The sequence below is a fragment of the Actimicrobium sp. CCI2.3 genome (genome assembly GCF_035019065.1).
Taxonomy (GTDB): Bacteria; Pseudomonadota; Gammaproteobacteria; order Burkholderiales; family Burkholderiaceae_D; genus Actimicrobium.
The window spans coordinates 145,273-163,408 of the sequence record NZ_JASJWR010000004.1; the positions used below are offsets into that span (position 1 = coordinate 145,273).

The window sequence follows — 18,136 nt, forward strand, 5'->3', positions numbered from 1 at the left end:
ACGGCAGTATACGCGATGCGCTTCGCCGGCAGCATTAAAGCTTGTCGGCAGTCGCCAGAAAGACCATGTCATCACCGGCGCTGGTTGTCATCCAGGTCAGTTCCAGCGTCGGGAAAGCCTGCTCTGCATAAACCCGTTCATTGCCGATTTCAACCACCAGCACGCCATTGCGGGTCAAGCGTTCGCGCGCACCGGCGACGATGTGGCGCACCAGATCCATGCCGTCGGTGCCACCAGCGAGCGCGATGCGCGGCTCGATCTGGTATTCCTTCGGCAGCTTGTCCATCGAGGCGCTATTGACATACGGCGGGTTGGTAATGATCAGGTCGTATTTCTTGTCCGGCACCGCGGCATACAAATCCGATTCGATCAGCGTGATGCGGTCTTGCAATTCGTAGTCGTCAACATTGCGGCGTGCGACCGCCAGTGCATCGGCAGAAATATCGACGGCGTCCACATGCGCATTCGGAAACGCATCGGCCAGCATGATCGCCAGGCAGCCGGAACCGGTACACAGTTCGAGGATATTGAGCACGCTATCGGGGTCACTGACCCACGGAGAAAACTGATCCGGGATCAGTTCGGCGATGAACGAGCGTGGCACCAGCACGCGCTCATCCACGTAGAAATGGTAGTCGCCCAGCCAGGCCTGATGGGTGATGTACGCAGCCGGCTGGCGTTGGACGGAGCGGCGCTGGATCACGTCAAGCAGTGCATTGATTTCATCGGGCAGCAGACGCGCATCGAGGAAGGGCTCGAGTTTGTCGAGTGGCAGGTGCAAGGTATGCAAGATCAGGTAAGCCGCTTCGTCGAGTGCGTTACTGCTGCCATGGCCAAAGAACAGCTTGTCTTCATTGAAGCGGGTGACGGCATAGCGCAGCAGGTCGCGGATGGTTGAAAATTGATTGGTCATGGAAAGTGTTCGATAAATAAAGAGGAGAAAAAGTCGCGCTCGGCGGCGCGACCGGCACCGACCGGCACCGACCGGCACAATCAGGTCAGCAGGTTTTCCAGCGTCTTGCGGTAGATGTTTTTCAGCGGGTCGATGTAGCGCACTTCAATGTGCTCATCAATTTTGTGGATGCTGCCGTTAGGCGGACCGACCTCGATGACTTGCGGGCAGATCCGCGCAATGAAGCGACCATCCGAGGTACCGCCCGTGGTCGACAGTTCGGTTTCCAGTCCGGTCTCGGAGAGGATCGCAGCACGGATGGCATCGCTGAGTTGACCGCGCGGTGTCAGGAAAGGCAGGCCGCTGACGGTCCATTTCAGGCTGTATTCCAACCCATGACGCGTGAGGATTTCCTGCACGCGTTGCTGCAATCCTTCGACGGTACTGGCAGTCGAAAAACGGAAATTGAAATCAATCACCAGCTCGCCCGGGATCACGTTGGAGACGCCCGCGCCGGCGTGGATGTTCGACACCTGCCATGAAGTGGGCAGATAGTATTCGTTGGCTTCGTCCCACTGTTCGGCAACCAGTTCGGCAATCGCCGGCGCCGCCTGATGAATCGGATTGCGCGCCAGTTGCGGATAGGCGATATGTCCCTGGATGCCGTGCACGACGAGTCGGCCGGACATCGAACCACGTCGGCCATTCTTGATCGTGTCGCCCAGTTGGTCCGTCGCAGTCGGTTCGCCAACGATGCAGTAGTCGAGTTCTTCGCCGCGTTCCCTGAGCACGTTGCAGACCACGATGGTGCCATCGGTCGCCGGGCCTTCTTCGTCGCTGGTGATCAGAAAACCGATCGAGCCCTTGTGCCCGGGGTGCGCGGTGACGAATTCATCGACCGCAACGACCATCGCGGCAATCGAGGTTTTCATATCGGCCGAACCGCGTCCGTACAATTTGCCATCGCGGTGGGTCGGTACAAACGGCGGCGAAGTCCACTGGTCGAGCGGGCCGGTCGGCACGACGTCGGTGTGGCCGGCAAATACCAGCAACGGTTGGGTCGTTCCTTTGCGTGCCCACAGGTTGGTGACATTGCCGGAGCGGATTGCTTCGCAGCGAAAGCCGAGCGGTTCCAGCAAGTCGATCAGGTGTTGTTGGCATCCGTTGTCTTCGGGCGTCACGGAAGAGAGGGCGATCAATTGCTCTGTCAGCGCCAGCGTTTTGCTCATGGGTTCATTTCTTGAAAATCTGTTGATAGGTGTCGTCGGAAAAACCGACGCATGTCTGTGTCGTCGTCACGAGGACGGGGCGCTTGATGATAGACGGATTTTCCAGCATCAGCAGGATGGCGCTGTCGGCATCGACGATGCTGGCTTTGCGCGCCGCATCGAGCGCGCGCCAGGTCGTGCCTTTGCGATTGATCAGCACATCCCACTCGACGCGTTCGAGCCAGCTCTCGATGGTCGGACGATCGAGGCCGGCTTTCTTGAAGTCGTGGAAGAGGACATCATGCTGCCGGTCAGTGAGCCAGGTGCGGGCTTTCTTGACGGTGTCGCAATTCGGTATGCCGTAAAGCCGTGTTGTCATGTATTTAGCGTGAATTCAGTAAAAGTCGGGCCATCCGGAACCGTCACCGGGTCAGGGCTGGCCGGGTTGCCACTGGCCGTGTTGTTGATCATCCAGAACAAGTTGCTGGCCGAATCGGCATTGGCCATCGCGGCCTCCTGCGTGATTTTACCGTTACGGATTAACTGCAACAGCGCCTGTTCAAAGGTTTGTGATCCCGGTGACAGGCTTTTTTCGATGGCATCACGAATTTGGCCGATTTCGCCATCCTCGATCAGATCGGCGATATGGCGCGTATTGAGCAAGACTTCGACGGCAGGTACGCGCCCGCCGTCAATGGCTGGCACAAGTCGCTGCGAGACGATCGCGGTGATGGTCGACGACAAGTCCTGCAGCAACGCCGGACGATTCTCCAACGGGAAAAAACCGATGATGCGGTTGAGCGCGCGATAGCTGTTGTTGGCATGGAGTGTGGAGACCACCAGATGACCGGATTGCGCATAGGCCATTGCCGCTTCCATCGTTTCGCGGTCGCGGATTTCCCCGATCATGATGCAGTCGGGCGCCTGGCGCAGCGCATTTTTCAGGGCCACCGTCAAGGTCTCGGCATCGACGCCGATTTCGCGCTGGTTGACAATCGAGCGCTTGTTCCGGAACAGGAATTCGATCGGTTCTTCCAGCGTCAGGATATGTCCGGCGATGTGTTCGTTGCGATAATCCAGCATCGACGCAATTGTTGTCGATTTGCCCGATCCGGTCGATCCGACCACCAGCATCAAGCCACGCTTGGCCATGATCAGTTCACTGAGCAGCGGTGGCACACTGAGCGTCGCGAGGTCCGGAATGTTGTGCGGAATGTAGCGCAGTACGGCTGAAATGCTACTGCGCTGACGGAAGGCCGAGAGACGGAAACTGCCGACGCCCGACACCGGAATACCGATGTTGAGTTCGTTATCGCGTTCCAGTTCTTGCAGGCGAGGGGCGGAGACGACTTCGCCGATCAGGGTCATGATGGTGGCAAGATCCATTTTTTGCTGATTGATCGGCACCAGATTGCCATTGATCTTCAGATGGATCGGGGAGTTGACGGTCAGGAACATGTCTGACGCGCCTTTTTCCTTCATCAATAAAAACAGTCGGTCCATCGCCATGCCGCTCTCCCGAAAAGGTTAGCTGCGCAACTAGTCGCGCAGCAACTCGTTGATGCCTGTCTTGGCACGCGTCTTCGCATCGACCCGCTTGACGATGACCGCGCAATACAGGCTGTATTTGCCATCGGCTGATGGCAGGTTGCCGGCAACGACGACGGAGCCGGACGGAATCCGGCCGTACGTCACTTCGCCAGTAGCACGGTCATAAATCTTGGTCGACTGGCCGATATAGACGCCCATCGAGATGACCGAGTTTTCTTCGACGATGACGCCTTCGACGATTTCCGAGCGGGCGCCGATGAAACAGTTGTCTTCGATGATGGTCGGGTTGGCTTGCATCGGTTCGAGCACGCCACCGATACCGACACCACCGGACAGGTGGACGTTCTTGCCGATCTGTGCACACGAACCGACGGTCGCCCACGCATCGACCATCGTGCCTTCATCGACGTAAGCGCCGATGTTGACGAACGACGGCATCATGATCACGTTCTTGCCGATGAAGCTGCCACGGCGGGCGACGGCAGGAGGCACGACGCGAAAGCCGCCCTTGGCGAAATCTTCGGCGGTGTAATTGGCAAACTTGGTCGGGACCTTGTCGTAAAACTGCATGTGATCGCCGGACGGCATGACGATATTGTCTTCGAGGCGGAATGACAGCAGCACGGCTTTCTTGACCCACTGGTTGACAACCCAGCTACCGCTGTCTTTTTGCGCGACGCGCAAGGTGCCGTCATTGAGTTGTTCGAGCACGTGGGCAACGGCTTCGCGGATGGCGGCGGGTGCGGCTTGCGGCGACAGGCTGGCGCGGTCTTCCCATGCCTGGTCAATGATTTGCTGGAGTGCTTGTGTCATGGTCTTGGACAATCTATAAAAATAAAAATCAGAGGGTGCGGGTAAAGGCAACGAGTCGGGCGGCGGCTTCCAGGCATTCATCGGCCTCGGCCACCAGTGCCATGCGGATCCGGTTGCGACCAGGGTTGCTGCCATGGGCTTCGCGCCCGAGGTAGCTGCCGGGCAAAACGGTCACATTATATTCGGCATACAGACGACGGGCGAACTCGATATCGCTGATGCCGGGATAGCGGTCAACCCCGGCCCACAGGTAAAAACCGGCGTCCGGCAAGGCGACGTCGAGAACTTCTTGCAGCATCGGTGTCACGCGCGAGAACTTGTCGAGGTATTTGGCACGGTTGTCGATCACATGCTGTTCGTCGTTCCAGGCGGCGATCGAGGCGGCTTGCACGGTCGGGCTCATGGCACCGCCCTGATAGGTCCGATACAGCAGGAATTTCTTCAGGATCGCGGCATCGCCGGCCACAAAGCCGGAGCGCATTCCGGGTACGTTTGAACGCTTTGACAGGCTCGAGAAAGCGATCAGGTTGTGGAAGTCGGCGCGACCCAGCAGGTTGGCTGCTTGCAGTGAACCGAGCGGTGCTTCCGGCTTGAAGTAGATTTCGGAGTAGCACTCGTCAGCTGCGATCACAAAGCCGTATTTGTCCGACAGGTCAAACAGCAGTTTCCAGTCTTCCAGCGTCATGACGGATCCGGTCGGATTGCCCGGTGTGCACAGGTACAGCAAGCGCACGCGTTGCCAGACTTCGACGGGGACGGTGGCGTAGTCCGGCGCGAAATTGCGCGCCGGATCGGCATTGACAAAGTAGGGCGTGGCACCGGCCAGATACGTCGCCCCCTCGTAAATCTGATAGAACGGATTCGGGCACAGCACCAGCGCATCGCTGGCTGGATCGATCACCGTTTGCGCCAGCGCAAACAATGCTTCGCGCGAGCCATTGACCGGCAACACTTGCGTGGCAGGGTCGATCTTTGGGAGGGTATAGCGCCGTGCCAGCCAGGCGGCAATCGTGCCGCGCAACGCATCACTGCCAGCGGTACTCGGATAGCTGGCCAGTCCGCCGAGATGCTCGGCCATGGCTTGCTTGATGAATGCGGGAGTCGGGTGCTTCGGTTCGCCGATGCCAAGACTGATGGGCGCAAAGGCCGGGTTCGGCGTCACGTCCGCGAACAGCTGGCGGAGTTTTTCGAAGGGATACGGTTGCAGCTGGTTCAGATGTGGATTCACGTAGGCTAGCCGATGGTTATCGAGGCTGAAAATGGAGTGGAATGGCGATCATTATAACGTCGCGTCACCGATGTACCGTTGTTGTTTGGCATGGCTAAAACCGGGTGGGTGGCGTATCGCCAATGTTATGATGAGGCCCCTTTTTGCGGTGCCACTGCGGTATTCGCTTCCTCACCTGATCGTCTACTGACTGCTGACTTCGTGCGCTTATCTTCCATCAAACTTTCCGGCTTTAAATCGTTCGTCGATCCAACCAATTTTCAGGTACCGGGTCAGTTGGTCGGTGTGGTCGGGCCGAACGGGTGCGGCAAGTCCAACATCATCGATGCGGTGCGCTGGGTGCTGGGAGAGTCGAAAGCCTCGGAATTGCGCGGCGAGTCGATGCAGGACGTGATTTTCAACGGCACCACGCATCGCAAGCCAGCCGGTCGTGCCTCGGTCGAACTGCTGTTCGATAATTCGGATAGCAAGGCGGCCGGACAATGGGGCCAGTACGCAGAAATCGCCGTCAAGCGCACCTTGACCCGTGATGGCACCTCGACCTATTACATCAACAACCAGGCGGTGCGGCGGCGCGATATCCAGGATATTTTTCTTGGCACCGGGTTAGGTCCGCGCGCTTACGCGATCATCGGGCAGGGCATGATCTCGCGCATCATCGAAGCGCGGCCCGAAGAATTACGGATCTTTCTGGAAGAAGCGGCCGGCGTGTCGAAGTACAAGGAGCGCCGCCGCGAAACCGAAAACCGTTTGCACGACACGCGCGAAAACTTGCTGCGGGTCGAGGATATCCTGCGCGAACTCAATGCCAATCTCGAGAAGCTCGAAGCGCAAGCTGCGGTCGCCACGCGTTTTCGCACCATGCAGACCGATCAGGAAGAAAAGCAAAAACTGCTCTGGCTGTTACGCAAAAATGACGCACAAGCCGAGCAGCACAAGTTCTTCATGGAGATCGAAAAAGCCCAGACCGAACTGGAGCAGGAAACCGCCAAGCTCCGGCATGTCGAACTGGAACTCGAACACATGCGCCAGGCGCATTTCGGGGCTGGCGACCGGCTGCATCAGGCGCAGGGTGCGCTGTACGAGACCAATACCGAAATCGGCAGCCTCGAAGCGCAAATCAAATTTGTCATCGAATCGCGCAGCCGTCTGCAGGCGCAACTCGATACGTTGACCACGCAACGCGATCACTGGCAACGCCAGCAAACCCAGTTTGCCGACGAGCAGGCCGAAGCCGAAATGCTGCTCGAAGAGCAGGGCGAGCGCGTCGAACAGTCGCAGCAAGTGCTGCAACAGCATGGCGAACAGTTGCCCGCGCTAGAACAAGCCTGGCGCGACGCCCAGCAGCGCAGCACCGAATCGCGCGCCGGGATCATGCACGTCCAGCAGCAGATCGAACTCGAGGCGGCGCAGCAGCGCAATGCCTCCAATATCCTCAATGGCCTGAGCGTGCGACGCGAACGTCTGCTGCAGGAAAAGACCGGCCTGAATTTGCCCGACAATGCGCACCTGGTCAACGCCACGCTGGAGCTCGAAGAAAAGCGCGCCGAACTGGAAGAAGCCACGATGCGGCTCGATGAAGCGCAAGACCAGCAACCGCGCATCGAAGAAGAGCGCCGCGCAGCGCAGGCCGCCGTCAATGAAGAGAGTGCCAGCAATGCGCGCCTCGATGCCCGGCTTGGGGCGCTCAAGCAATTGCAGGAACGTGTGCAAAGCCAGGGCAAGGTGCAGCCGTGGCTGAACCGGCACGAGCTCGACGGCTTGCCGCGGCTCTGGCAAAAATTGCATATCGAGGCAGGTTGGGAAACCGCGCTGGAATCGGTCTTGCGCGAACGGTCGTCGGCGCTGGAATTGTCCAATCTGGATTGGGCCAAGGCCTTTTTCAATGACGCGCCGCCAGCCAAGCTGGCCTTGTTCTCTGCCAGCGCCGCCAGCGCGGTGCCGGTGACCGAAGCGATTCAGGGTTTGCAACCGTTGCAGAATCTGCTGCTACAAAATGATCCCGGCATTCGCCACCTGATGGAAGACTGGTTGTGCAACCTGTATGCCGTTGAAGATGTCGACACCGCGTTTGCGGCGCGCGACAAGTTGCCGGCCGGGGCAAGTTTTGTCACCCGTCAGGGCCACCTGATCGGAAAGTCCAGCGTCCGGTTTTATGCCGCCGATTCCGAGCAGGACGGCATGCTGGCGCGTCAGCAGGAGATCGACAATCTGACCCGGCAAGTGCGTGCCCAGTACCTGCTCGCCGATGCCGCGCGCAATCGCTCGGTGCAGGCCGAAGCGGCACTGACGCAGGCCGTGCAGCGTTTGCAGGAGTATCGCCAACGCGTGACCGGATTGACGCAGGCCATGCATGGTCTGCAAATCGACGTGATGAAAATGTCCGAAGTGCAGGCACGGTTTAATCAGCGCAGCAGCCAGATCGCGACCGACCTTGCCGAAATCGCCGAACAGGAAACCGAACAGCAACAGGCCCGCGCCGAGTCGGAAGCCAAGTTTGAACAGCTCGACGGCGAACTGGCCGAGCGGCAGGAAGCGCACGAAGACGGACAGACCGATTTTCTGAACAAGGAACAGCAACTCAACGATGCCCGTCAGCGTCTGCGCGACCTCGAACGCACCGCGCAGGAAATCGACTATGCCGAAAAAAGCCAGCGCAGCAAGATCGAGGAACGGCGTCGCAACATCGCGACCGCGCAACAGCAGGTCGCGCAACTGACAGCCAGTCTGGAGCAAGGTCTGCAGGAGCAAACCGGACTCGATGAGCAGGCCGCGCAGGCTGGCTTGCAGAGTTTGCTGGATCAACGGACCAATCAGGAGCGCGCACTTTCGGATGCCCGCCATGAACTCGACCAGCTCTCGCAGCACTTGCGCCAGCACGAAGACGCCCGCACGCAATCCGAGCGCAGCCTGCAGCCGCAGCGCGATCGCATCGTGGAACTGCAATTGAAAGAGCAGGCGGCGCGTCTGAACCAGGAGCAGTTCGCGCAGCAATTGACCGATGCGCAAGCTGACGAAGTCGCGCTGTCGGCCAAGCTGCATGACGACTTGCGACCGTCGTATCTGCAAGGCGAAGTCACGCGCCTGGGCAATGCCATCATCGCGCTGGGTGCGGTCAATCTGGCGGCGCTCGATGAACTGGCGGTTGCCTCGGAGCGCAAGAATTTTCTGGATGCGCAAAACGCCGACCTGACCGAAGCCATCGACACGCTGCAGGATGCGATCCACCGCATCGACAAGGAAACCCGCGAACTGCTGCAGGACACCTTCGACAAGGTCAACCAGCATTTCGGCGAGCTGTTTCCGATCCTGTTCGGCGGTGGTCAGGCCCGGCTGGTGATGACGGGTGATGAAATCCTCGATGCGGGCGTGCAGGTCATGGCGCAGCCACCGGGCAAGAAAAACGCCACCATCCATTTGCTGTCAGGCGGAGAAAAAGCACTGACGGCGACGGCGCTGGTGTTCTCGATGTTCCAGCTCAATCCCGCACCGTTCTGCCTGCTCGATGAAGTCGACGCGCCGCTGGACGATTCAAACACCGAACGGTTGTGCAATCTGGTCCGGCGCATGGCAGTGAAGACGCAGTTTCTGTTCATCTCGCACAACAAGATCGCGATGGAAATGGCACAGCAACTGATTGGGGTGACGATGCAGGAACAGGGCGTTTCGCGCATCGTCGCTGTCGATATGGAGTCAGCGATGGGCTTTGCCACCGATGCGCGCTCTGCCTGAGCGCTTTATGTTGACCATCTTGTCGTATTGCTCTTCAAATCATGCTGTAATTCCGGCAGCCGCCCGATCCGCTGGCGGCAACTTTTCCTTGAGGAGAACAACCATGAAACACATCCTTGCCGTCTTACTGCTGGCCGTCCCGTTCTGCCTTAATTCCGCGCTGGCCGCCACGGCTCAGCAAACCAAGATGGGCACGTGCAACAAGGAAGCCACCGGAAAAAAAGGCGATGAGCGTAAAGCCTTCATGAAGCAATGTCTGAGCGCGAAACCTGCGGCAGACGCAACTGCTGCGGCAGCACCGGCAGCAGCACCGGCAGCAGCAGCCACCCAGCAGAGCAAAATGAAAAGCTGTAACGCCGACGCCACTGGTAAAAAAGGCGACGAGCGTAAAGCCTTCATGAAAGAGTGTCTGAAAAAGGCGGCTTGATTCTGCTTCACACAAGCGCTTCATACAACACCACTAAAAAAAGACCGCCGGATGAACCGGGCGGTCTTTTTTTTATCTTGCAGCAACCGCCATCATCATGGCGACGTTAACGCCGATCGCTATTTTTCGATAGCGGCGTAGACCATCTGCTTGATCATCCGGCGATAACCGGGGCGGCTCGGACCGGGTGCCTGCATCATCGCGACGACGGCCAGGTTCTGTTTCGGATCGACCCAGAAAAATGTACCCGCGGCACCCGCCCACATGTACTCGCCCTCGGAGCCGGGCACGCCGGCCATGCCCGGACCCTGACGCACCATGAAGCCCAGACCAAACGTGTAGCCCGGCACGCCCATCAGCAATTCGCCGGGACCCGGCGATGCGACGACCTTGCTGCCAAGGTGGTCCGAAGTCATCAGGCTGATGGTCGTCGGGCTGAGGATGCGCTGTCCATCGAGTTCGCCGCCGCGCAGCAGCATGGTGGCAAAGCGCATGTAGTCGCTCGCGGTGGAGACCGCACCGGCACCGCCGGATGCGTTGGCCGGAGCGATTGTCACGTCCAGGACCTTGTTCGGTGCGCCGGTTGCCGGATCAATGGCAAGGGGTTCGGCGATACGGCCAATTTCCTTGGCAGGTACCTGAAAACCGGTATCGACCATCTTCAATGGCTTGAACAGGCGTTCGTCAAGATAGGTGGCCAGCGTTTTTCCGCTGGCACTTTCGACGACCCGCCCGAGAATGTCGACCGACATGCTGTACTCCCAGGTGCTGCCGGGTTGCGTCGATAACGGTGCCTTGGCGACACCGGTCACTTCCTGCGCCGGCGTGACCTTCCGATGATCGTAGTCGGTCCCTTTGTCCTCGTAGACGCCCGCTTCGATATAGGCCTTGCGAATGACCGGATTGCGCGTGATTTCACCATAGGCAATGCCCGATGTGTGGCGCAGCAAATCCTGCACCGTGATCTGGCGGGTCGCCGGTATGATGCTGTAGCTCACTACACCACTGGCATCGGTCTGCGCCACACTGACGCCCATTTTGGCAAACTCGGGCAGGAATTTCGAGATCGGATCGGTCAGCTGTATCTTGCCGTCTTCGACCAGCATCATTGCGCCTACCGATGCCAGTGGCTTGGTCATCGAGTAGATGCGAAAAATGGCGTCCTGGCGCAGCGCCTTGCCGGCAGGCTTGTCCTGAAAACCGATAGTTTCCGAATAGGCCAGCTTGCCATTGCGGACAATCATCACGATAGCCCCCGGGATTTTTCCGTTATCGACCTCAGCTTGCAGGCCGGTCTTCAGGGCGGCCAGGCGGACCGAGGACATGCCGACTTCTTCGGGCCGTGCAGTCGGCAAACCCTGACCTATCGCCATACCGGTCGCTGCGACCAGCAAGAGTCCTACCGCGCTTCTGAGTAGCTGGTTATTCATCCGTGTCTCCATCATTGTTGTTTTAAAAGAAACTCCATCATAGCGGGAGTTCTTCTTTCCTGTTGCAATATGTTATCTGCCGGCAATCACAATATGTCACGGAAAAATGGGCCACGCGGCATCCGATCAACGTCAGGATGTGCGCATGTGCGCATGCGCGCATCGGTGCAATAACCAAAGGGCATTGCACCGAATGCACCAACTACCGTCGCCAATACCGGAAACCTGCGCTGCTGATCAATCCACAATCGGCGTCACCGTCACGGCAACCCGGAGCTCCTGCCCGCCACCGCCGAGCACGATGCCGCGCATTGGCGTGACATCGCTGAAATCCCGACCCCATCCGACCGTGATGTGTTCATGCTGGACCAGGCACCGGTTGGTCGGATCAAAGTCGATCCAGCCCAGCCCTTCGCTGTACACCGAGGCCCATGCATGCGAGGCGTCGGCCCCGACCAGACGTGGTTGTCCCTCTGGCGGCATGGTCAGGATATAGCCGCTGACATAGCGACACGACAAGCCAAGCGAGCGCAAGCAACCGATCATGACGTGGGCAAAGTCCTGGCAGACGCCACGCCGCCCGCGCAGCACGTCGAGCAGCGGCGTGGCGATGGTGGTGGCGTCCGGGTCGTATTTGAAGTCACTGTGGATGCGTTCGGTTAACTCCATGCAGGCTTCCAGCACGGGACGGCCAGGCGTGAAACTGGGACGAGCGTAGTCCGCCAGTTCGTCGCCGCAGGCAATATGCGGCGAGTTGAACAGGAAGGCGTAGGGCTCCAGCGTGGTGGCGTCGAGCGTGCTGCGCAAACGCGCGCGCTGGTCTTCCCAGGCCGGTGAGTCGATCAGCCGCGAGCGGTCCGGTCGCGGCTGTATCGTGACGAGCGAATCCGACACAACGGTCAGTTCCGGATGGGGTGTTGATAGCGTTAGCAAGCGCGTGGCGTTACCAAAATAATCGACCCGATTGGACCAGTCCTGCGGTTTCGGCGTGATGCTCAGCTCGTGCGACTCGGTGGTCTGGTAGGCAAACGAGCGCGGCGTCATGTGCAGGAATTGCTGCGACAGCGTGACATCGCGATGGTAGGTGGTGACGGTTTCATGCAGAACGCGGTAGCGGATGCTCATGGTACGAATGTGCCTCGGTTGACTTCGCCGGTGTAACTGAAAAATTGCAGGCCGATCTGATCGGACAGCGCGATGCTGGCCGCATTGAGCTTGGCCAGCAGCGTCAGCAGTGGCTCGCTGCCAAAGCGCAGATCGCGGTCAGTCCGGATGGCCTGCAGTTCGACTAGCAGCGGGATGAACAGTTCGGCACCGCAGGGGCCATGGCTGGTGGCTAGCTTGTCAAGATACCTGATCAGGCCTTGCAGCTGGAACATGACCGAACGCGGGTTGCTTTCGTCAAGTACCAGCAGGTCCAGCAACGGCAGGATTTCGGGCTGGGCCACATAGCGCGAGCGGTAGGTGACGATGCTGTCGGCGACTTCCAGCAGCCAGTCGAGGCTGCTGTCGGGCGGCATATTGATGCCGTGCTGAAGCACCGTGCTCAGAAATTGCAGGCGTTCGAGGCGACGGCCGATCGACATGAAGCGCCAGCCGTCGTCGCGTGTCATGCCGTCGAGCGCAAAACCCGACAGGGTCATCAGCGAGACGGTGGCGCTGTCAAGCCGGGCGATGGCACCGGCCAGACTGAGTGGCTGACCCAGCCCGCTGTTTTGCTGCACGACCTGGTTGAGGGTGCGCCAGTTGTCCAGCGAAAGCCGTTCGCGCAGGTGACTGGCAACTTGATACAGCTGCTGAAAATTATTGGTCAGACCCGCACCGCTGCGGGTGACCAGTGACTGCAGCAATTCGGTCTCGATGTCGGCATCGTCTTGCAGGTCATCATTGAGCAGACCGAAATACTGGCACAGGTCCTGTACCGTCTGCCATTCGCCACCGCGGTATTCGGGCGAGACGCTGAGCAGGAAATCGAGCGCACTGCGCAGCAGTCGGGTAGTGTTGTCGCAGCGCTCGATCAGCCGGCCGAACCAGAACAGGTTTTCGACCACGCGGCTTGACAGGTGCGTGTCGCCACGCACCAGTTCATGCGCAGCAGTCGATGTGGGCAACAGGCTGAGCTGGTTGACCCGGCCGCGTGCCTGCACCCAGGTATCCTTGCTGGCACCACCGCGCTGCATGGTGATGACGCGTCCGTCCGCGCCGGTCGCGACCCGGGTCAGGCCACCCGGCATGACGATGTAGCCTTCCGGTGTCGCGCAGACAAAAACCCGCAAGCCAACCGCCGATGCGCTCAAGCCCGGGTCGGGATTGTCGCGCCAGACCGGTGCCTGGGAAATGTTGACCAATTCCTGTGCGACGTAATTGTGTGGCTGGGCGCGCATGGCAGCAATCAGTTCGGCCCGGGCGACGTCACTCAGACCTTCGCCAAATACCGGCTCCTGGCGTAGTTGCGGGAAAGCTGGCTTGACGATCAGATGGTCGAGCTGATCGATCGCTTGCTTGAGGGCTGCCGGTTCGCCGCACCACCAGGTGCCGACCGAAGGCATCTTTAATTCTTCGCCGAGCAGGCGGCGTGCAATGGCGGGCAGATAGCCGAGCAGGGCACCGGACTCAAGCAGGTTCGAGCCCAGTCCGTTGGCCAGCAGCACGGTGCCGCGGCGTGCCGCTTCGGTCAGGCCGGCGACACCCAGCGCCGAGTCGGAGCGCAATTCCAGCGGGTCGCAAAATTCGTCATCGACGCGGCGCAGGATCACGTGCACGCGGCGCGGACCGGCCAGTGTCTTGAGCCAGACCAGTCCGTTACGCACTGTCAGGTCACCGCCTTCGACCAGCGGAAAACCGAGGTAGCGGGCGAGATAGGTCTGTTCGTAATAGGTTTCGTTGTACGCGCCGGGTGTCAGCAACACGATCAGCGGTTGCTCGCTATCGCGCAGCGGCGGGCTGTCGTCGTTGCCATCGCCACGGTTGGCGGCACAGATGCGACCCCAATGCGTCAGGCTATCGCGCAGGCGGGCAAAAAAGCTGGCCAGATGTTCCACCTTCAGATCACGAAACAGCTCCGGGAAGGCGCGCGAAATAACGATCCGGTTTTCCAGTGCATAGCCGGCACCGGACGGTGACTGGGTGCGGTCAGCGACGACCCACCAGCGGCCGTCGGGTGCGCGTGCAAGGTCGACCGCGTACAGGTGCAACGAGATATCGTCGCTCTGGCGGATACCGTGGCACGGCCGCAGGAAGCCGGCGTTACCATGGATCAGTCCGGCGGGCAGCAAGCCTTCTTTGAGCAGCGTCTGTTCGCCATACACATCGCCAAGGATGCGGTTGAGCAGGGTGGCGCGCTGGATGACGGCTGCTTCGATCTCGGCCCATTCCTGTTGCGGCAGGATGAAGGGCAGCACGCTCAGATCCCAGGGCCGCGCAATGCCTTTCGGGTCAGCATAAATATTGTAGGTAACGCCGTTTTCACGTACCTGGCGTTGCAGTGATTCGATGCGATGACGCATCTGTTCAGGCTGTTCGCGGCCGAGGAAATCGAGGAGCCGGCGCCAGTGCGGGCGCGGCTTGCCGTCGGTTTCAAACATTTCATCGTAGCGCTGTTGCGCTGCCGGATACCCGTCAAGCAGGGAGTTAGTCATAGTAATGTGGTCAGTTGCCAATCCAGGTCGTGCAGGAAAGCAGAGTAAATGGTGTGGTCAGTCGAGGTGGCTGACTACGGCGAATCGGAATCTATCATACCCGTCGCGGTGAATAAGTTCGATAACGAACACATTGCCCGCAGGGTGTGCCGGATACTTGATAGACTGCGTGCCTCCGCGTGCATGGCGCCACTCCCCACTTTTTTCGAAGCTACCCGCAATGATCCGGCTGAATTTTTCCATCGAACTGAATTACGATATTTACGATCGTGCGAGTGATTTCATTTTTAATATTCACGCCGCGACGACGGCGCACCAGCAGGTCGTGCGCGAGCAATTGCATGTCAGCCAGGATGTGCGATCCAGTATGTTCACGATGCCGGAAACCGGCTCACGCTACTTGCGCCTGCAAGCACACAACGGTCCTTTATGCCTACGTTACGAGGCCACCGTCGAACTCAACCATCACGTCGAAGCACCCGCCAACCTGCAGGAAATGGCGATCGATGAAGTGCCACCGCACGCGCTCACCTATATTTATCCCAGTCGTTACTGCCAGGCTGATCGCCTGCACAACCTGAGCAGCCGGGAATTTGGTGGCTGGCCACGCGGCTATCAGCGTGTGCTGGCGATTCAGCAATGGATTCGTCAACGCATGGTTTTCCAGTCGGGCAGTACCAACGCCAGTACGTCCGCACTCGATACGCTGCTTGAACAGGTGGGTGTCTGCCGTGACTATGCCCACCTGATGATTGCGCTGTGCCGTGCCGTCAACATGCCGGCGCGCTTCGTGACCGGAATCGATTACGGCGTTGACCAGAGCATGCGGCCGCTCGATTTTCATGCGTATGTGGAAGTGATGCTGAGCGGGCGCTGGTACCTGTTCGATCCGAGCGGCGTCTCGCCACCGATGGGTCTGGTTCGCATCGGTACCGGACGCGATGCGGTGGACGTTCCGTTTGCGACCGTGTTCGGTGCAGTCAGTCCGGCGTTACCTCTGATCCGGATCAATGCCGTTGAGGACGCGGCCCAAGGTTTGATCATGCCATTTCATACGGATCAGGCACTGTCTTCGGCGATGGTCTGATCGCTGGTATCGAGCGCACGCACCAGGGCACGTTCGACCACGTTGTCTTGCGCCAGAATGCGCACGCGACTTTCGCGAAACTGGCGAGCCAGTTCATCGGCGGGCATTGAAAACGCTTCTTCGCGCTGGCCGTTGGTAAAAATATAGAGCGTGCGTAGCGGGCTGACCCAGGCCAGTCTGACTTGCCGCGCTTCACCGGATGCCTGTTCAAAAGCCAGCCACGTGCCGCGATGCAACTGTTCGACCGTGACCATAAACTGATCCGCAGGTGCCTCCTCGGGTTCGCGCGCTTGCAGGTCAAGACGGCGCTCGGCTGCCTTGCGGGCGACTTCGACGGCGATCTCGACTTGCCGCTCGGGTGACAGGTCGATCGGTGCGCGCACGATCGACGCGTGGCATTCGGCCAGATCGGCAAAAAAACGCAATCGGTCAGCATCATTCCATTTGATGACCGTGAGCCATTTGTTGAGCATCGCCAGAATCATTGGCAGGCGCGCAATGAGTTCACGACGGTGCTCGGCGGTCAGCTTGGGCTTGATACTCCACAGTAAATCGTCCATGGTCCGGATCGCGTTGGTGAGGACCTCAGGCCTTTCATCGCTGATACTGTGGGCCAGCGTCAACACGGTGACCCAGCGACTTTCCAGAAACGCTTCGACAAAGGCACTGACTTCGCCAGTACGGATACGTACGGCCACATCGTTGCGCGCCGAACGACCTGCCGTGCGAATTTTTTCCACTTTCAGCGCTTGCGTGATCGGCGTCGCGAGAGCGCTGGCGGCGGCATTTTCCTCGCTGCGGATATACGATTCCAGCTCATCCAGCGCGGCGGCAAAGTGCTGGCGCTGGTCGCTACCGTCGTCCTGGCGGACTCGCTCTATCCCTTGTTTCATCGTACGGTACAACGGGTCGTCAGTTCCCTTGTTGCGATCCCAGTCGATACCGGACCGCGCCATCAGGTCGATCAGCTTGCGGGCCGGATGGCTCTCGCTATAAAAAAATTCCTGATCGATCAGTGCGGCCTTGAGTACCGGAATCTGCAAAAAACCGATCAACTCCTTGACCTCTTGCGGGATGTGCGGGTCCTGAAATACCGCATCAAAGACTTGCGACAGCAAGTCGATGGTCGCTTCGTCGACCCGACTCAACGACCCTTCGGGCATGCCGGAACGAAGGCGCGACAGCTGGTTGATTGCCGGTGAGTCGACTGGCAGCGTATCGACACGACCAAGCAAGCCCGAGCCGGAACCTGAACCCGAACTACCGCGCGCTGGCATGTCGGTCTGGGCCGACGCCTCGAAACGCTGGCGCAATTGCTCGCGCAATGCCTGCTGACTGGCTTCCCGGGTTGCGGCGCTGAGATTGCCGCTGGATTTATGGATGCGGTAGGTGCTGATCAGTTCCGGCAAGATGCCATGAGCAATCAAGTCGTCATTGATCGCCTGATAGACCGGACCAAGCGCCAGGAACACGGTCGGTCGTAACAGCGGCAAGAGCAGGGCGTGGGCATCGACGTCCGGCGTGAAAGCGCACCAGGCCGTCTGTATCGCAGCAAGAAACACTTCGGGACGGAACGGGTTTTGAGTGACGTTGAGGGTGTCGCGCTGCAGCAGGTTGGCGAGTCGGCTGTTGAGGGCTGCCAACTGGTCGGCCTGTTCGATGTCGAACAGATGGGCACTGGAACCCATCTGGACCCGGTTGTCCATCTCGGCAAACGGCACCAGTGTCAGATCGCCGGAGCGCCGTGATGCAGGTCGCTGTGCACCGTGTTCCAGTAACTCGATTTCGCGGGCAAGCGCCTGGTCCAGTTTTTCGGTTGCGAGCAACAGAAATGGATAGCCGTGGTTTTTCAGCAAATTCCCGAGGTTGAAACTCAGGTTGGCCTCTTTGGCATCACCGCTGCCCTCGGAGAGTTGCAGTAGCGCTGCCGAGAGCCGTGTCGAAAAATCGCCAAACTGGGTATCAACCTGTTGCAGCGCAATGCGTGTCAATTCCTTGAGCACGTCGCTTCGTCGCCGCCGAAATTGCGGGGCAGGCTTAGGGATATCCTGGTCAGGTGGGGAAATCATCGTCATGCAATTCCGGCAGGCCGTGCATGCTTCAGTCGGTTATAACGCAACCGCACGAATT

The 18,136-nt window shown here is 59.3% G+C and carries 13 protein-coding genes; 3 read left to right on the forward strand and 10 right to left on the reverse strand.

Going from position 1 to position 18,136, the window contains the following annotated elements; genetic code table 11:
* Positions 1–34: 34 nt before the first annotated feature.
* The 6 genes from prmB to dapC all read right to left on the reverse strand — a co-directional run bounded on the left by prmB (position 35) and on the right by dapC (position 5,692).
* Positions 35–913, reverse strand: coding sequence for a 50S ribosomal protein L3 N(5)-glutamine methyltransferase (gene prmB / locus QN370_RS03995; protein ID WP_322127277.1), 879 nt, complete (start codon positions 911–913; stop codon positions 35–37).
* Positions 914–993: 80 nt separating this feature from the next.
* Positions 994–2,121, reverse strand: a complete 1,128-nt coding sequence (gene dapE, locus QN370_RS04000; RefSeq protein ID WP_322127278.1) for a succinyl-diaminopimelate desuccinylase — start codon at positions 2,119–2,121, stop codon at positions 994–996.
* A 4-nt stretch (positions 2,122–2,125) separates the two neighbouring features.
* Positions 2,126–2,479, reverse strand: a complete 354-nt coding sequence (locus QN370_RS04005) for an ArsC family reductase (RefSeq protein ID WP_322127279.1) — start codon at positions 2,477–2,479, stop codon at positions 2,126–2,128.
* Positions 2,476–3,609 (reverse strand): PilT/PilU family type 4a pilus ATPase, encoded by a 1,134-nt coding sequence (locus QN370_RS04010; RefSeq protein ID WP_322127280.1) that lies wholly within the window; start codon positions 3,607–3,609, stop codon positions 2,476–2,478. The genes QN370_RS04005 and QN370_RS04010 overlap by 4 nt, the downstream gene beginning before the upstream one ends.
* 30 nt (positions 3,610–3,639) lie before the next feature.
* Entirely contained in the window at positions 3,640–4,464 is an 825-nt protein-coding gene (gene dapD, locus QN370_RS04015; RefSeq protein ID WP_322127281.1) for a 2,3,4,5-tetrahydropyridine-2,6-dicarboxylate N-succinyltransferase, read from the reverse strand.
* Positions 4,465–4,492: 28 nt separating this feature from the next.
* Positions 4,493–5,692: a succinyldiaminopimelate transaminase gene (dapC, locus tag QN370_RS04020; protein WP_322127282.1), complete on the reverse strand. Its 1,200-nt coding sequence runs from the start codon at positions 5,690–5,692 to the stop codon at positions 4,493–4,495.
* Between the two features lie 201 nt (positions 5,693–5,893).
* On the opposite strand from dapC, the gene smc reads away from it, so the two are divergent.
* The gene (gene smc, locus QN370_RS04025) at positions 5,894–9,424 is read left to right on the forward strand and encodes a chromosome segregation protein SMC (RefSeq protein WP_322127283.1); all 3,531 of its coding nucleotides are present in this window, start codon (positions 5,894–5,896) and stop codon (positions 9,422–9,424) included.
* A gap of 103 nt (positions 9,425–9,527) precedes the next feature.
* A complete protein-coding gene (locus tag QN370_RS04030; protein WP_322129126.1) occupies positions 9,528–9,851 on the forward strand; it encodes a PsiF family protein in 324 nt (107 codons plus the stop codon).
* Positions 9,852–9,970: 119 nt separating this feature from the next.
* Here the strand turns inward: QN370_RS04030 and QN370_RS04035 are convergent, their stop codons facing one another.
* From QN370_RS04035 to QN370_RS04045, 3 genes are all read right to left on the reverse strand, one after another.
* A complete protein-coding gene (locus QN370_RS04035) occupies positions 9,971–11,281 on the reverse strand; it encodes a serine hydrolase domain-containing protein (protein WP_322127284.1) in 1,311 nt (436 codons plus the stop codon).
* 237 nt (positions 11,282–11,518) lie between these two features.
* Complete coding sequence (locus QN370_RS04040) at positions 11,519–12,406, reverse strand: transglutaminase family protein (protein WP_322127285.1); 888 nt, start codon at positions 12,404–12,406, stop codon at positions 11,519–11,521.
* Entirely contained in the window at positions 12,403–14,919 is a 2,517-nt protein-coding gene (locus QN370_RS04045; protein ID WP_322127286.1) for a circularly permuted type 2 ATP-grasp protein, read from the reverse strand. The genes QN370_RS04040 and QN370_RS04045 overlap by 4 nt, the downstream gene beginning before the upstream one ends.
* Before the next feature lie 220 nt (positions 14,920–15,139).
* On the opposite strand from QN370_RS04045, the gene QN370_RS04050 reads away from it, so the two are divergent.
* Positions 15,140–16,006 (forward strand): transglutaminase family protein, encoded by an 867-nt coding sequence (locus QN370_RS04050; RefSeq protein WP_322127287.1) that lies wholly within the window; start codon positions 15,140–15,142, stop codon positions 16,004–16,006.
* On the opposite strand, the gene QN370_RS04055 is transcribed toward QN370_RS04050, so the two are convergent.
* Positions 15,979–18,081 carry a DUF1631 family protein gene (locus QN370_RS04055; protein WP_322127288.1) on the reverse strand — a complete coding sequence of 701 codons (2,103 nt, stop codon included), beginning with the start codon at positions 18,079–18,081 and terminating at the stop codon, positions 15,979–15,981. The two genes, QN370_RS04050 and QN370_RS04055, sit on opposite strands and share 28 nt — an antisense overlap.
* Positions 18,082–18,136: the final 55 nt, after the last annotated feature.

What these genes read in the sequence shown, in the direction of transcription:
- prmB (WP_322127277.1), bottom strand. Translation starts at nt 913, where the DNA reads ATGACCAATCAATTTTCAACCATCCGCGACCTGCTGCGCTATGCCGTC.
- dapE (WP_322127278.1), bottom strand. Translation starts at nt 2,121, where the DNA reads ATGAGCAAAACGCTGGCGCTGACAGAGCAATTGATCGCCCTCTCTTCC.
- QN370_RS04005 (WP_322127279.1), bottom strand. Translation starts at nt 2,479, where the DNA reads ATGACAACACGGCTTTACGGCATACCGAATTGCGACACCGTCAAGAAA.
- QN370_RS04010 (WP_322127280.1), bottom strand. Translation starts at nt 3,609, where the DNA reads ATGGCGATGGACCGACTGTTTTTATTGATGAAGGAAAAAGGCGCGTCA.
- dapD (WP_322127281.1), bottom strand. Translation starts at nt 4,464, where the DNA reads ATGACACAAGCACTCCAGCAAATCATTGACCAGGCATGGGAAGACCGC.
- QN370_RS04030 (WP_322129126.1), top strand. Translation starts at nt 9,528, where the DNA reads ATGAAACACATCCTTGCCGTCTTACTGCTGGCCGTCCCGTTCTGCCTT.
- QN370_RS04035 (WP_322127284.1), bottom strand. Translation starts at nt 11,281, where the DNA reads ATGAATAACCAGCTACTCAGAAGCGCGGTAGGACTCTTGCTGGTCGCA.
- QN370_RS04040 (WP_322127285.1), bottom strand. Translation starts at nt 12,406, where the DNA reads ATGAGCATCCGCTACCGCGTTCTGCATGAAACCGTCACCACCTACCAT.
- QN370_RS04045 (WP_322127286.1), bottom strand. Translation starts at nt 14,919, where the DNA reads ATGACTAACTCCCTGCTTGACGGGTATCCGGCAGCGCAACAGCGCTAC.
- QN370_RS04050 (WP_322127287.1), top strand. Translation starts at nt 15,140, where the DNA reads ATGATCCGGCTGAATTTTTCCATCGAACTGAATTACGATATTTACGAT.
- QN370_RS04055 (WP_322127288.1), bottom strand. Translation starts at nt 18,081, where the DNA reads ATGACGATGATTTCCCCACCTGACCAGGATATCCCTAAGCCTGCCCCG.